Below are 15,528 nucleotides of genomic sequence, written 5' to 3'. Positions count from 1 at the left end.
AGTGACAATATGAAAAAATTATTAACAATGCTTGGTGCACTTACCATTGTGACTTCTTCAACAATGGGTGTTGTTAGTTGTCAAACTGGGAGTGGTAATTGGAATGATATCCCTGTTGACCCCCCTGTCTTAGCATTGGATGTCAAAGGCTTTGCTGGTGTCAATTTTAAAGATGTTAATCCCCAAGATAATAATCAAACCATTCCGATGTTATTTGCCCAATTAGCAAAACTTTTTCAAGGTACAAAATGAGATTTTAACGCCCTGCATCAGCAGATTAAGTTTAACGGATCGCTAATTACTAATCCTAACCCGGATTTATACCGAAATGGTGAGTATAATATTGTAATTAATGATAATACTAGTGAAAATGAACTGACAATTAATAAAACGGTTGTTAATTCAAACCATATTGCTGATAAAGTAAAAAATTTAGATTTAGGAATTGTTGATGATGCTCGTCCCAAAACACTCTTGATTGCTACTGTTTTCAATAATATGGGCTTAATTTCCGAAATTGATAAATTTGGAACATTCTTTATTGGCGAAGAAACCGAAGCAATTTGAAATCAACAAATTACCAGTGTTCCCCGTTTAAAAATTGATGCAAATAACGGGACTGCCATTTTAGAAACTGGGAAGGATCACTGAACTGACCATGATGATCCCCACAAAGATTATTATGGGACAGTTACTGTTCATTTTACAGTTAAATCAAAACAACCTCCCGCCAATCCAATGGATCTTACCAATTCAGGATTGTCCACTAATTTAGGTAAATTACCACAAGTATCAATTTTACAGATTATGATGATGTTTATTACCCTAAATTTTGCGGGAAGTCTTGATAAACTAAGTGAACTCTTGAATGATTTATACGTAAAAAATATTACTAACAATTCCGCGGATATTGAAGCTTGATCAGGCTCAAAATATTTTAGCGGAGCACTTAAAGTTAATTTTAGTTAAATTAAATTTATTAAAAAGGAGATGAACAAAATGAGAAAATTAATGATGATTTTAGCATCACTAACAATTACAGCAACTACGGCAACGACGGTTGTTGCTTGTAATAATGGGACAAAAGAAAACAAGGTAAATGTTAAAGACAAATACCAAGTTATCCCAACAGTTAAAAATATTAAAGCCGCGATCCAAAAAGATGGCGTAAATCCTGATGATGTTGATATTGATATTCAACCAGGAATGAAATCGGCTATTATTCGTTATATGCCAAATACGCCTAACTTACCATTTTTAACAAAAAAGATTGCCTTAGATTGAGCAACAACTGATATTAATCAGATGTTAAAAATTCTTTCAGTTCCCTATAGCAAAGATGATCTTGGTGAAAATGTTAAACCAGAAACAGCATTAGCAATTATTAATATTTTAAATGGAACCCAATTTACGCTTGACCAGGTGGATGTTGTTGTTGACAATGATAGTCATATTATTACGCTAACTCCGAAAGCAGGTAGTGGTTTAACTGGAAATGCGGTTACCATTGATGGTCAACCAATTACTTTTAATGATATTTTCCAAGAGACAAATTTAGGAACAATTTATATTGATAAAGATTTATATGATGAATATATGAGTAATCCAAGTTCTAAAATATTATTTATGGCCGCGGCAATTATGGAATTTGGTGGTGATCGCAACCGCTTCCCTGCTTATTATAAATCAACAATGGCCAATGCGATGATTAGTGCTATTCGTTCAGCAAAAGTTAACATTGATCCTAATACTAAAAAAGGAACATTTTCAATGGAAACAAAAGTGGATGGGGTTATTGCCCAATCCGGATTTACCTTTAATTTTACAGTTGATACTAATCCGCGAACATATTTAACCGAAAATAATACTAAACCAACATCAGACCAAGCAATTGATGTTAATTTACCAGGAACTTATACAGAACAAAACCTTGATCAATTACGTTATGATTTAGCTAAACAATTATTAGGAGAAAATTTTGCTAATAAATACAAAGATATTTTCTATGATGAAATTTGAGTATTAACTTTTGATGCTAATACTAAAAAAGCAGTTCTAACCCCAAAACCAGGGTCAAAAATCTTTGAAATTTCAGATAAGACTGCGTCATCATTAACTGGAATCCCATATTATACCTTAAATGTTACGTTTGGTGGTTAATAAAGTTAGTAAAAAAGATGTTATTTTGTAATAACATCTTTTTTTTCAATATTTTCCTAATTAAATTTTTTATTTTATGAAATTCTTAATTTTAGTTTGATATTTATTTTAAATTAAGATATTATGTTAGATATCACTTTATTAGAAGAAATGATATAGGGGGAGAGGATATTATGAAGTTTTTCTCAAAAGTTAAAGAGTATAACTGAGTATATAAAACAGGTTCAAGAAAGCGAAGTGGGTCTGGAAGTTGGGATCCCTTTAATTATAAAAGAATTGCTCGGATTGAAAGAGAATTAATTCGTTTACGTAAAAAAGAAGAAGCCCAAAATAAAGATGATCTTTATTACGGTCGTTAAGAATTAAGAATAAACACCTAACCAGTGGATATGTAAAATAAATAGTTATTTTATTGTTAAGTCCTTTTAGTTAGGTGTTTTTATGTGCCACAAGAAGATTTCTAGGGGTATTAGGAAATGCTTTTTTATGCTATAATCTTATTAACTTATGTTTATAGGAGAATAGTTATGATTCAGATTAATGATCTTAATAAAAATTATGGAAAGAAAATTGCTAATTTTAATATTAATATCAATATTAATGTGGGTGAAGTATATGGAATCTTAGGGCCAAATGGCGCGGGGAAAACTACCTTAATAAGACAAATTATGGGATTTATTAAATCTGATACAGGGACAATTTTAATTGATGGTTTGAATCCTTGAACAGATGCCAAACAAATTATGAAATCTACTGGTTATGTGGCTGGAGAAATTAGTTTATATGATAATTTAACTGGAATTGAATATTTAAAATTAATTACAAAATTTAGACCAGAAGTTGATTGAACATATGTAGAAAAATTATTGTTGCATTTTGATTTGGATGCTAGTCAAAAAATTAAAAGAATGTCAAAAGGTATGAAACAAAAAACTGCGTTAATTGCGGCCACTATGATTAAGCCTAAATTTTTAGTTTTAGATGAACCAACAAGTGGTTTGGATCCTGTTATGAAAAACCAATTTAATGAATTAATAATCAAAATGAAACAGGATTATCAAACAACGATTCTGATTTGCTCCCATGTTTTTGAAGAAGTAACAAAACTTTGTGATCGTATTGGGTTTATTAAAAATGGTAAATTAATTGATGAAGTTAAAGTTGTGGAACGTGATATTAATAAAATTGAAGAACATTTCAAAAAATTATATGAAAGAGAGAGTGTTTTATAAATATTATGAAAAAGGAATTTCTACATGATAATTTTAATGTAATTAAAAATCACTTTCGCCTTAATTGAAAATTAATATTATTTTTTGTTATTTTTTGATTAATTATAACAGTAGCTTTATTAGCAATGACCTTAATGTCTCATCTTAATGGTGTTAAAGTTCCAGTGATAGGGAATTTTACAGCGGAAATTAAAACAAGTGGTTCTTCAACCGGAACAACCTTAGTTTCAATTTCGCAAATGCTAAATTGAGCATTATTTGCTGGTCCGGGGATTGTCTTTTTTTCAATTTTTTCCTTAGTATTAATTAATAAGAATTTTATTAAAGAAGTAAATGGCGGACAAATTAACTTTTGATTAGTTTTGCCGTTATCGAGAAAGCAAATTGCAAGTGCTAAAATGTTTTATATTATTATTGCAAATATAATTGTTTTTGTTCCATCTTTTATTATTATTTTAATTTTTGCCGGAATTAGCTATGATGCTAAGCAATGATTTGGTTATGTATTTTTATATGGAATCCAATTTATTTTGTTTATCGCCTTATTGATAATGCTTTATACTTTAATTTCAGTATGGTTAGTTGAAAAAACAATGACAATTAATATTATTAATGCTTTGATAGCATTTTGAATTTTAATAACATGAATTATTTTGTTAATATATGATATGAACCCAACCCAATTTCCAGGATTAGAATACATTAAATATATTTCTTTACAATCAATGGTAGTTGTTCCGCTTAAATTTTCTTCATCAAAAATAGGTTCTGAAACTATTATTCCAATTGATAGTAGTCATAACTTATATTTGAAAGCATATCAGCATTTACAATTTAATAAAATTGCTATTACAATTTGTACAATATTATTACCAATATTAGCAACTGGATTTGGTTATTGCGGAGTATATCTATTTAATCGGAAAGATCTAAAGATTTAAAAGATATTAAAAAAATAGCAATTAATTGCTATTTTTCTAACCAATAAGAAATTGAATTGAATCTACTTGGGAAGTTGTTGAGCATTCATGTACTGAACCAGCTGTTCTTGCATAAATGTATGATATTAATTCAAGTGCAGTAATTCCTTCATCATCATTATATGCTGCTTTTAGAGTTAAATTAATTTTACTTGTTTGGTGGCCTCAACCTGCTCATTGATCATTGGTTTCAGAATAATTTCAAACCCGCAAATTTTTGGTACTTTCTTTTGCATTAAATTTTAACTCAACAATATTATAATATTTGGCATTATCATAAGGGTGTAATGCAAAATAACCGTTAGCGTTAACAAAATTTGATTGACTAATAATATCCTCTCAATTAATTTTTGCAGTTGCTTTTGTAGCAGTTTGTGTATCTTCAGTATCATGGGTTCCAGCAGCAGGAGTAGCAATTGAGTGCTTGATGCCAACATCATTTCAAATATTATTTAAATTGCTATTTTCTAATGTAATATCATTTTTTTCATGCATAATAATAGGTGAAACTCCGCTACTAATTAATCCAATCGATCCTAAGATTGCTATTAAACTTTTCATTGGTAAATTCTCCTTTAAATATGTCATTTTAGAAAGTGCATTACTTTCTTAATTTAAATATAGCATAGTTATTATAAATTTAATTCTAAGTTATAAAAAATTTTATAAAATTATTTCTATTAAAATATTATATTTTTGCATACAATTTTAAAAAGTGGATATATTTTAAATTACTAAAAATTGACAAAAATAAGATATAATTATAGTAATAATAAAATTGTGAAAGGATGTCGGATTATGTTTTTATCAATTATTATTGTAACCCAAAATCACCCCGTAAAAATTCTGCGAACATTATCGTCAATAAAAGCACAAAGCGATAGTGACTATGAAGTGATCTTAGTTGATGATTCTGGATTTCAACCAAAATCAACAGCGTTAGAATTATTAAGTGATAATTTTTATAATTTTGATAATAAAATTCAGGTGATTTCAAGTTTGCGTGGGCAAGGGTTTTCGTATGCAGTTAATGCGGCAATTAATATTGCGAATGGGGAATATTTTTTAGTTTTAGATGAAGGACAAATTTTAAAAGAAAATGCCGTGGCAACTTTAAAAACAAAAATTAAGGAAAATCATAAAGAACTAGTCCCAATTGATATGTTAGAATTTAAGTTATATTATAGTACCATTAAGGGAGAAAGTTACCTTCGAAATGATTTAAATAAACTATTAACGCCAAAAATTCAAAAAGAAGTTTTTGCCAATGTTCATACTTTAATTAATACGAAAGTATTTCGTACCCAGTTTATTCAAGACCATAAAATTGAATTTATTAATTATGTTCGTAATGATAGTTTATTTATTTACAAAGCACTAGCTAATAGTGATGGTTTTTTAGCGATTGATGATGTTTTAGCAGAATATGAATTAGGAACAATTAATTATAGTGTTTTTGATCTTTTAAAACAATGAGTTCATATTTTTAACTTTTATCGCGAAATTGGTTTATATAAAGAATACCATGATGAGTTAGAATATGCTTTTATTCGGTTCTGTTTAATTAGTTTCTTGCGAATGGTTCGTTTACAAAATAATAAAAAATTAGCAATTAAGGGAGTTGTCAGTGCCCAAAATAAAATTGAACGAAGATTACGAAATTTTAAAGAAAACAAGTATGTGCAAAATATCAATGATGAAAAATTTGCACCAATTGTGCAGGATATTGAAGGATATCTTAAAAATTGAAAACTTACTTATGCAAAATAAATAGTTAAGAATGATGAATACCAATGAAAATTATTGATAAAAAATCTGCTCGTAAAAAACAACCTTCAACTCCAACCACAGATTTTGATGATGCTGAGCAAATAACACCAAAGTCTGATCCTTCACAACTAAAGAGCGAAAATAATAATCGGCAAGGTGGTGATGATGACTACAATTACCACCAGTTATCACGGCCATTGCGAATTATTTTTGCTCGTTTTTTAGATTTAATCTTATCAAGTATTATTCCGCTAGTTCTTTCGCTAACGATGCGCCAGTGGGATCCTACGCACAGTGTCTGAACACCAATTGTGGTTATTATTGCAACATTTATTATTTTCTTTTGCTATTTTGTTATTATTCCGTATGTATGAAACGGAAAAACTTTGGGAAAGTGGATGATGCGGATTACATTAGTAACTACAAATGATAAATTACGAATGATTGTAATTTTTACTCGTGAATTATTTATTATTTTTATTCCGTGGTTTGTTGAATTAATTTTTAACTTTGTCTTTGATGTAATTTTTAAAGTAAACTTAGGTGAAATTTTAGCCGGACGCACAGAAACTAGTCAAATAGCCGCCATTGTGATGAAAATAGTTACTACTTTTTATTTTTTATGGTACTTAGGCCTTGCTTTTGGTGTATATTTAAATAAGAACCACCAAATATTATTTGATAAGCATTTTAATTTATTTATTGTTAAAATTAAACCAAACCAAGTTAAAAAACCCAAAAAGAAACGCGAAGCAATTACGCGTAACAAAGAACATGTTCATTTGAAAAAGGACCAACCAGGAAATATTTCTGATGAAGCATTAAAGGAAATTGAAGATTTATAAGGTAAATACTAGGTAGAAAGAATAAAGGGGTATCTTTGCAATGTTAAATGAATTTATTAAAGATTTGAATCCTAACCAACGTGAAGCAGTCTTAGCAATTAATGGTCCGGTCCGGGTAATCGCCGGGGCTGGTAGTGGGAAAACACGTGTTATTATTAATAAAATTGCTTATTTAGTTCGTTATGGCAACCACAAACCATGAAGAATTTGTGCCCTCACCTTTACCAATAAGGCAGCTAATGAAATGAAAAATCGGATTGTTGATTTAATTGGTCAGGAGGGACGAAAAACTTGAATTTCGACTTATCATGCCTTGTGTGTGCGGATTTTACGAGAAGATATTGAAACCCTAGGTTATCCGCGTAGTTTTAATATCATTGATACCACTGACCAGGATCAAATTATTCGAGCAATTTATAAAGCGGCGAATTTAAAATATGATGCCCAAGAAAGCCGAGTAGTAAAGTCACAAATTAGTAGTTGGAAAAATGATTTTTATTCACCAAGTCAAGTTATCGATGGCGCTTATGAAAATAGTGATAAAAAACGCTGAGGCTATGTTTATAAAGAGTATGAGAAAAGATTAAAAGAATTAAATAGTTTAGATTTTAATGATTTAATTTTATTTACTCACCGCTTATTTTCTTATCATAAAGACATTTTAGCGAAATGACAAGATCGTTTTGATTATTTATTAGTTGATGAGTTTCAAGATACGAATGATTTACAATTTGATATTATCAAATGATTATCAGAAACAAAGCAAAACATTACGGTGGTTGGTGATCCTGACCAGACGATTTATTCATGACGGGGAGCTAAAATTCGTTTAATTTTAAATTTTGAACATTATTTTAAAGAAACCCAAACCATCATTTTAGATGAAAACTATCGTTCTAGTCAACACATTTTATCGCTTGCCAATGATTTAATTGTTAATAATACCAACCGGATTAAAAAAGAATTGTTTACTAGTAAAGAATTAGGGGTCAAACCAATTTTATACCATGCCAGCAGTAGTTTAGATGAAAGTGATTTTATTGCCAGTAAAATTAACCAACTGGTGAAAAAAGAGGACTACCATTACCAAGATATTTTAATCTTATACCGTGCTAACTATTTATCCCGTGATATTGAAGGTTCTCTTGCTGATTATGGGATTTCTTATCGAATTTATGGGGCCTTTAAATTTTATGAACGGAAAGAAATTAAGGATGCCTTAGCACTATTAAAATTAGCAGTTAATAATGAAGAACTTGCTTTAGACCGGGTGCTGTTATTTACTCCTAAAATTGGACCTAAAGCAGTTGAACAGGTGAAAGCAATCCTCAAAGAACACCAGTTAACTTTTAACCAATTATTACTTGATCATTTTGATTTATTACCAAATAGTTTAAAAAATCATTTAACGACGCTGAGCGAAGCAATTTTTAGTGCCCATCAGTTATTACAAGACACCCAAAGTGTTAAAATCGTTATGGAAACCTTACTAGAAAAATCAGGTTATTTAAAACGACTGGAAGATAATTTAGAAACTGAACGGGTAGAAAATATTAAAGAATTGATTGATGGAATTGCTAAATTTGACTCCCAAAATGCTGATTTACAAGGACTCGAATTAGTTAATGAATACTTACAATTAATTAGCTTACAAACCGACCATGATAATGATGAAATTAATGATGATAGTGTTTCACTAATGACAATTCATAATGCAAAAGGTTTAGAAAATAAAATTGTGTTTATTGTTGGTCTTAACGAAGGAATTTTTCCTTCCATCCAAGCAATCAAGAGTGGGGAAAGCGAGTTAGAAGAAGAACGTCGAACTTTATATGTTGCCATCACCAGAGCACAAGAACTGTTATTTATTAGTTACGCTGATGGTTATTCATATGTTACTGGGAATGAAAGATTTCCTTCGCGTTTTGTTAAAGAGTTAAATCCAGACTTTTTAGAAGCAGTTGAAAGTGATTTATTAGGAACAACTGTTAAGTATAAAAGTACTTATAGTTTAGATGGGGAATGAGAAAATAGTTTAAGTAATTTTTCAAATAAGGCTCTTAACACAAGCACGCAGCCATCCCATGAAAATTGATCAATTGATGATAGTGTTAGTCATGAAATTTTTGGAATTGGGGTTGTTGTTAAAAAAATCGGCGCTAACATTCAAGTTATTTTTCCCAGCCCGATTGGTTCAAAAATTATTTCAGCGGATAGTAAAGCCATTAAAAAAGTTAAGAATTAGCTAGGTTTAAAAATGAGGTGGAGATATGAAAATCAAGAATTATAAGGAAATTGCTAAGATTGCTGGTTGTGGAGTAGGGACAGTCTCTCGCTACTTTTCGGGTGGTTCAATTTCAACAGAAATGTATGAACGAATAGATGCCATTGTACAGCGGAGTAATTTTGTTGCTAAAAACCCTAAAAATATTGATAATATTGCGGTAATTACAACTAATATTTTAGATTATCATACTAATCTTTTGATTGAAAAATTAGCCCAGAAATTATGATCCCAAAAATTATCGTTAAACATTATTTATTTTGATGATCAACACCAATCGTTGCAAGATATTATTGAGAATCTTTTCCAGAAGAAAACTAAAAAAATTATTTTATTATTAAACAATCTTGATGAACTAAACCACGAAACTTTGCAAACAATTGAAAAATACCATCATAATTTAATTATTTATGGTCAAAAGTTGCCCAATCATAATTGTGTTTATTTAAACTATGAAAAAATGATGTATGATTTGACTTTACAATTAATTGCCAAATATCAGAATGTTTTATATATTAGTACCTTGTTAGAAGATAAAAAAGAACTTTACCGAGGCTATTTTAAAGCTTGTCATGATTCCAAAATTGAGCCTCGCTACTTACATTTAAAAACAGCAAATTTTAAAGAGGATCATCATTTGTTAGCCAATAGTATTGCTGATTACCAACTAAACGCGGTTATTTGTGTTGATGAATATAGTTATTTGCAAGCCCAGAGCTTGCATCTTACTAATTTAATGATTGCCAATTTATATTCGCCGGCCTTGCAAAAAGGGTATTTGAAAGCTAATAGCTATATTAATATTAATTTTGAAAGTATTACTGATAGTTTGGTGCAATTATTAACTAATGACAATTCTGAGCAGTTAGCAGTTGAAATTCAACACCAAATTTCCTAACTTACTAGAATGCTAGATTAAATTATTTTGATTTTTAAAAATAAATTTAAAAAAAGTTAGGATTTGTATTAATTTTGATATAATAATTTTGTATATTTTGAAGGAGGAAATCAAATGGCATCATTTAAAGCTGTTATTATTGATCCTGTCGGAATGCACGCCCGCCCAGCAGCCCTAGTTGTTGGAGAAGCAAGTAAATATTCTTCAGACATTTCTATTAAAACTGCCGATAAAGAAGGAAATTTAAAATCAATCATGAACGTGATGGCCTTAGCAATTAAAACTGGTACAGAAGTTGAAATAATTGCCAATGGAAGCGATGCGGACAATGCTATTGCAGGTATTCAAAAAGTAATGAAAGATAACAAAGTTATCTAGTCTTAGAGATTCAATATACACATTAATGAATAACATATTTTAGTTCTAAAATATGTTATTTTTTGTAATTTTTTTCCATAATTATGTTGTTTAATTTTCCGTTTAGGATATAATTAGAAGCGAGGTGTATTAGTATGTGGATTTTAGCGCTTGAAACAAGTTGTGACGAAACAAGTGTTGGGATTATTCATAACAACCAGGTAAAGACGAATGTTATATCATCACAAATCGCCGACCATCTTAAGTATGGGGGCGTGGTTCCAGAATTGGCAGCAAGATTACATTTGAATAATCTAAACACTGTTTTATCTTCCGCATTCCTAGAAGCAAATATTAGTCCCTTTGACCTTGACTATATTGCTTATACAGAAAAGCCCGGCTTAATTGGTGCGCTTCAGATTGGGAAAATAGCCGCTGAGACCTTAGGCAGTTATTTAGACATTCCAGTCATTAAAGCAAACCATTTATATGGTCATATTTATGCTGGCGCAATTGACCACCAATTTAAGTTTCCCATGCTAGCAGTCTTAGTTAGCGGGGGGCATACTCAAATCGTGTATTTAAGAAAGCATTTAGATTTTGAAATCCTTGGTACAACATTAGATGATGCAATCGGTGAGTGTTATGATAAAGTAGCACGAATGCTCGGATTAAATTATCCTGGAGGACCAGTTATTGACAAACTTGCGCAACAAGGAAATCCAAATACTTATCGATTTCCCTTACCATTAGATGATGGCAGTTATAACTTTTCATTTAGTGGTTTGAAATCAGCTTGTTGAAATGTTATCAATAAAGCACACCAAAATCAGCAAGAAATTAATTTAAATGATTTTTGTGCTTCATTTCAAAAAGTTTGTGTGGAAATAATAGTAAAGAAAACTATGAAAGCGATAAAGGAATATCACCCAAAAATGTTAACGCTAGTCGGGGGAGTATCGGCCAATTCTGCCCTACGTGCGGCATTTAAAAGTTTAGCACGAGATGGTTTAGAAGTTATTATTCCTAAATTAGAATATTGTACTGATAATGGTGCAATGATTGCTCGTGTAGCTTATCAAATGGTTTTAAATAAAGAACGCTAAAAACAATTAATTTAAGGAGTGAACAAAGAATGGCGTCATTTTTATCGAAATTAGAAACTTTTGATTCTAAAAATTTTACAAAGAAAGAAAATGAAATTATTAAATTTATCAAAGAAAATATGAAAGAAGTAACAACCATGAATATTGAACTATTAGCCCAAAAAGTAAATACTGGGTATAGTGCCATTTATGGATTATTGAAAAAAATGCAAATTAGAGGTTATCGTGACTTTTTAATCTCAGTTGCTAGTGATGTTGAAATTAAATCATTAGACTTTGAAAATATGGAAAGTTTAATGAAAAAAAATTACTTTGATATTATTAACCAAAACGACAGTATGATTAAAGCGGAACTAGTGGAAAAAACATTAGAAGCAATTAAAGGAGCATACCGGATTTTCGTGGTAGGAATGGGTTCAACTAATGCCTTATCAAGAACATTAGCGTTAGAATTATACCGTTTTGGTTTCAATGCCTTTGACTTGGATGAAAGTGAAGAAGACTTATTAATTAGAACTAAATTTATGACTAAGAATGATTTAATTATTGCTTATTCATTATTTGGGGATAACGAATCAATTAATAAAGCATTACAAGTTGCCAAAGAAAAAGGAGTAAAGATTATTGCCATTTCGGGAAAAGATATGTCAAAAGCAGTTAAACTAGCTGATTGAGCCCACATTATTTCAACTCCGAACCAAAGAGCGAATGATCATCGAATTTATGTCAATAAACTATTACCTTGAATGTACTTTACTGATGATTTAATCAATAAAGTATGAGAATCAGATATCGTCGATCGCGATTTTGTATTATCACAACAAGCTAACCAATGGGATTAACATAATGATGGATAACAATAACAATATTTCAATTTTATCTAAATTATCGATGATACAAGAAAATTTAACGAAGAAAGAAGCAAGGGTAGTTGATTATATTCGCGAAAATGTTAATAATCTGCGCGATATTAAAATTGAAGATTTAGCAAAAGCAACCGGAATTGGTTATTCACCAATTTATTCGTTAATTAGTAAACTAGGATTCTCAGGTTATCGCAATTTTATTATCGCCTTAGGAGCTGAACAAGAACATTTAAACAGCAGTAATCTAAAATTTGAGGCAACGGAAGATATTTATAATTATTATTTAGATGTCATCCAACGTAATAACCAAATTTTTGATAAGGATAAAATGTTAGCAACTGTTAATCTTTTAAAGAAAGCCCGTAATATTTACATTGCCGGCATTGGGAACACAGGACTAGCAGCCAAAGAATTATCAAACCGTTTATTCCGTTTTGGTTTTATGTGTAATGTTTTAAATGAAGATGAAGACAGTATCAAAATGCGGGCAAGTTTATTGCATGAAAATGACCTGTTAATTTGTATGAGTTTATTGGGGCAAACTGCCTCGGTTATTGAAGCCGCGAAAGAAGCCAAAGATAATAAAGCAAGTGTGGTCGCAATTACTTCAAAAAGTAACTCGGAATTATCCAAGTATGCAGATATTACCCATTTAATTATTTCTTCTGCTTTATATGAAAAAAGTGAGATTTTCTTATCAACCCTGTTACCACTAATTTATTGGAATGATAATTTAGTTCAGTTATTGTTATCAACAGATAAGGACCGTGAATATCTAGATATTCGGTTAAAAACTAATAAAATCATTAAAAAATATCGTTAATTCAACGGAATTTATATTCCGTTTTTAATTTTTATAGTAAAATATTTATAATTATGTAGTTACAGAAAGAAGGATAACATTTATGACACCACATATTAAAGCAAAAAAAGAGGAAATTGCCCCCGTTGTTTTAATGCCCGGAGATCCCTTACGAGCAAAATATATTGCGGAAAATTTCTTAGACAATTATAAATTAGTTAATGAAGTACGGAACATGTTTATGTATACTGGTGAATACAAAGGCAAAAAAATTACCATTGCCGGAAGTGGAATGGGTTGTCCAAGCATTGGAATTTATTCATATGAATTATTTAAATTTTATGATGTTGAGACAATTATTAGAATTGGGTCAGCGGGAAGCTATGATCCTAATGTTAAGATTTATGATTTGGTTAACGCTTCAAAAGTATACGGTGAAAACTCATACGCTAAAATTGTTGCTGATATTGATGAACAAGTGCTTAGTGCTCCTGGGAAAGTTTACGAAGTAATTAATGCAACTGCCCAAGAAATCAACCAACCAGTAGTTACGGGAACTATTCACTCTTCGGATGTCTTCTATCGTAAACATCCCGATGATTGAAAAAAAATTCATGACCACTATCAAGCGGTTTGTGTAGAAATGGAATCATTTGCCTTATTTGCCAATGCTATTGAACTAAAGAAAAATGCGGCTTGTTTATTAACAATTTCTGATTCATTAGTAACCGGAGAAAGTACAAGTCCGGAAGAACGCCAAACTAATTTTGTAAAAATGATGAAGCTAGCATTGGAAAGTGCTATTAAATTATAAAATATTAAAAGGAGTAGGAAAATGGAAATCGTTTTTGACTTATACCAAGATAAAATTAAAGACCAAACTAACATTGAAGTTTTAGGGTGAGTAAGATCAAATCGGAACAATGGAAAATTAGGGTTTTTAGTTATTAATGATGGGACTTGTTTTGATGACTTACAAGTGGTTTATAAAAAGGAAACCATTAGTAATTTTGATGAAATTGCGAGTGTCCGCTTATCTTCTGCCATAAAAATAAGCGGAATTTTTACCTTAACCCCAACTGCTAAACAACCATTTGAATTGCAAGCAACAGCTATTGAAGTGTTAGACTTAGCAGATGAAAATTACCCTTTACAAAAAAAAGAACATACCCATGAATATTTAAGAGAAATTGCCCATTTGCGAGCAAAAACAAAAACCTTTAATGCTGTTTTTCGGATTCGCAGTAGTGCTGCTTTTGCCATCCATGAGTACTTTAACCGCCAGAACTTTGTGTATGTCAACACCCCAATTATTACGGGGAACGATGCCGAAGGAGCCGGGGAATCATTTATCGTGACAGTTCGTGATGATAACAAATATCACGAAGATTTCTTTGGTAAAAAAGCAAGTTTAACAGTTTCAGGGCAGTTACACGCGGAAGGTTTTGCCCAAGCCTTCCGGAGTGTTTATACATTTGGACCAACTTTTCGGGCTGAAAACTCAAATACAACTCGCCATGCTGCTGAGTTCTGAATGATTGAACCAGAAGTTGCCTTTAGTGATTTAAACGATATTATGAAGCTTGCCCAAGGAATGGTAAAACATGTTATTAAATACTTATTTGATCATAACCATTCGGAACTAAGTTTTTTAACAGCTAATGTTGATGCTGAATTATTAACAAGATTACAAAATGTTTATGAAAGTGACTTTGCCCAAACTTCATATACAACAGCAATTGATTTATTATTAGCGGCTGTTAAAAATGGTCATCAGTTTGTTAATAATGATATATTTTGAGGAATGGATTTGCAAACTGAACATGAACGTTATCTTTGTGAAGTTATCAATAAAAAACCAACATTTTTAATTAATTATCCAAAAGATATCAAAGCTTTTTATATGAAAATTAACGATGATAATAAAACAGTTGCTGCTTGTGATTTATTAGTTCCCGGAATTGGTGAACTAGTTGGGGGCAGTCAGCGGGAAAATGATTATCAAAAAATTGTTAATCGTTGTTTAGAAATGAAGATCCCCACTCCTGATTTACAATGGTATTTAGATTTGCGTAAATACGGATACTATAAAAGTTCTGGTTTTGGCTTAGGATTTGAAAGATTAGTAATGTATGTAACCGGAATGACCAATATTCGTGATGTAATTGCCTTTCCACGAACACCAAAAAATTTATTATTTTAAAAGTTTCATTATTATTAGAAACTTT

At 30.6% G+C, this 15,528-nt stretch carries 16 protein-coding genes; 15 read left to right on the top strand and 1 reads right to left on the bottom strand.

The features are described from left to right. Positions 1–9 precede the first annotated feature (9 nt). The 5 genes from QPK10_RS01285 to QPK10_RS01265 all read left to right on the top strand — a co-directional run bounded on the left by QPK10_RS01285 (position 10) and on the right by QPK10_RS01265 (position 4,333). A complete protein-coding gene (locus tag QPK10_RS01285; RefSeq protein ID WP_368486242.1) occupies positions 10–969 on the top strand; it encodes a lipoprotein in 960 nt (319 codons plus the stop codon). Between the two features lie 30 nt (positions 970–999). Continuing rightward, on the top strand, positions 1,000–2,160 hold the full coding sequence (locus tag QPK10_RS01280; protein ID WP_368486241.1) for a Vmc-like lipoprotein signal peptide domain-containing protein: 1,161 nt from the start codon (positions 1,000–1,002) through the stop codon (positions 2,158–2,160). A gap of 173 nt (positions 2,161–2,333) precedes the next feature. Next, a complete protein-coding gene (locus QPK10_RS01275; RefSeq protein ID WP_368486240.1) occupies positions 2,334–2,519 on the top strand; it encodes a hypothetical protein in 186 nt (61 codons plus the stop codon). Between the two features lie 168 nt (positions 2,520–2,687). Next, positions 2,688–3,392 (top strand): ABC transporter ATP-binding protein, encoded by a 705-nt coding sequence (locus tag QPK10_RS01270; RefSeq protein ID WP_368486239.1) that lies wholly within the window; start codon positions 2,688–2,690, stop codon positions 3,390–3,392. A 5-nt stretch (positions 3,393–3,397) separates the two neighbouring features. Further along, the gene (locus QPK10_RS01265) at positions 3,398–4,333 is read left to right on the top strand and encodes an ABC transporter permease (protein ID WP_368486238.1); all 936 of its coding nucleotides are present in this window, start codon (positions 3,398–3,400) and stop codon (positions 4,331–4,333) included. 36 nt (positions 4,334–4,369) lie between these two features. Here QPK10_RS01265 and QPK10_RS01260 read toward each other — a convergent pair whose 3' ends face one another. Continuing rightward, the gene (locus QPK10_RS01260; protein WP_368486237.1) at positions 4,370–4,933 is read right to left on the bottom strand and encodes a hypothetical protein; all 564 of its coding nucleotides are present in this window, start codon (positions 4,931–4,933) and stop codon (positions 4,370–4,372) included. Between the two features lie 237 nt (positions 4,934–5,170). On the opposite strand from QPK10_RS01260, the gene QPK10_RS01255 reads away from it, so the two are divergent. The 10 genes from QPK10_RS01255 to asnS all read left to right on the top strand — a co-directional run bounded on the left by QPK10_RS01255 (position 5,171) and on the right by asnS (position 15,503). Beyond that, positions 5,171–6,142: a glycosyltransferase family 2 protein gene (locus tag QPK10_RS01255; protein ID WP_368486236.1), complete on the top strand. Its 972-nt coding sequence runs from the start codon at positions 5,171–5,173 to the stop codon at positions 6,140–6,142. A gap of 23 nt (positions 6,143–6,165) precedes the next feature. Then, positions 6,166–6,987: an RDD family protein gene (locus tag QPK10_RS01250; protein WP_368486235.1), complete on the top strand. Its 822-nt coding sequence runs from the start codon at positions 6,166–6,168 to the stop codon at positions 6,985–6,987. A 40-nt stretch (positions 6,988–7,027) separates the two neighbouring features. Then, positions 7,028–9,232, top strand: a complete 2,205-nt coding sequence (locus QPK10_RS01245; RefSeq protein WP_368486234.1) for an ATP-dependent helicase — start codon at positions 7,028–7,030, stop codon at positions 9,230–9,232. Positions 9,233–9,257: 25 nt separating this feature from the next. Then, positions 9,258–10,169 carry a hypothetical protein gene (locus QPK10_RS01240; protein WP_368486233.1) on the top strand — a complete coding sequence of 304 codons (912 nt, stop codon included), beginning with the start codon at positions 9,258–9,260 and terminating at the stop codon, positions 10,167–10,169. 114 nt (positions 10,170–10,283) lie between these two features. After that, positions 10,284–10,547: an HPr family phosphocarrier protein gene (locus tag QPK10_RS01235; RefSeq protein WP_025317127.1), complete on the top strand. Its 264-nt coding sequence runs from the start codon at positions 10,284–10,286 to the stop codon at positions 10,545–10,547. A gap of 134 nt (positions 10,548–10,681) precedes the next feature. Next, positions 10,682–11,632, top strand: a complete 951-nt coding sequence (gene tsaD / locus QPK10_RS01230) for a tRNA (adenosine(37)-N6)-threonylcarbamoyltransferase complex transferase subunit TsaD (protein WP_368486232.1) — start codon at positions 10,682–10,684, stop codon at positions 11,630–11,632. Positions 11,633–11,661: 29 nt separating this feature from the next. Continuing rightward, complete coding sequence (locus QPK10_RS01225; RefSeq protein WP_368486231.1) at positions 11,662–12,474, top strand: MurR/RpiR family transcriptional regulator; 813 nt, start codon at positions 11,662–11,664, stop codon at positions 12,472–12,474. A gap of 4 nt (positions 12,475–12,478) precedes the next feature. Beyond that, complete coding sequence (locus QPK10_RS01220) at positions 12,479–13,321, top strand: MurR/RpiR family transcriptional regulator (protein WP_368486230.1); 843 nt, start codon at positions 12,479–12,481, stop codon at positions 13,319–13,321. 82 nt (positions 13,322–13,403) lie between these two features. Further along, positions 13,404–14,114 carry a purine-nucleoside phosphorylase gene (gene deoD, locus QPK10_RS01215; RefSeq protein WP_368486229.1) on the top strand — a complete coding sequence of 237 codons (711 nt, stop codon included), beginning with the start codon at positions 13,404–13,406 and terminating at the stop codon, positions 14,112–14,114. Between the two features lie 21 nt (positions 14,115–14,135). Then, the gene (asnS, locus tag QPK10_RS01210) at positions 14,136–15,503 is read left to right on the top strand and encodes an asparagine--tRNA ligase (RefSeq protein ID WP_368486228.1); all 1,368 of its coding nucleotides are present in this window, start codon (positions 14,136–14,138) and stop codon (positions 15,501–15,503) included. The last annotated feature ends 25 nt before the right edge of the window (positions 15,504–15,528 follow it).

This window comes from Spiroplasma sp. DGKH1 (assembly GCF_040940205.1).
Lineage (GTDB): Bacteria > Bacillota_I > Bacilli_A > Mycoplasmatales > Mycoplasmataceae > Spiroplasma.
The sequence above is the reverse complement of the archived record's forward strand: the minus strand, read 5'-3'. Positions and strand labels throughout refer to the sequence as shown.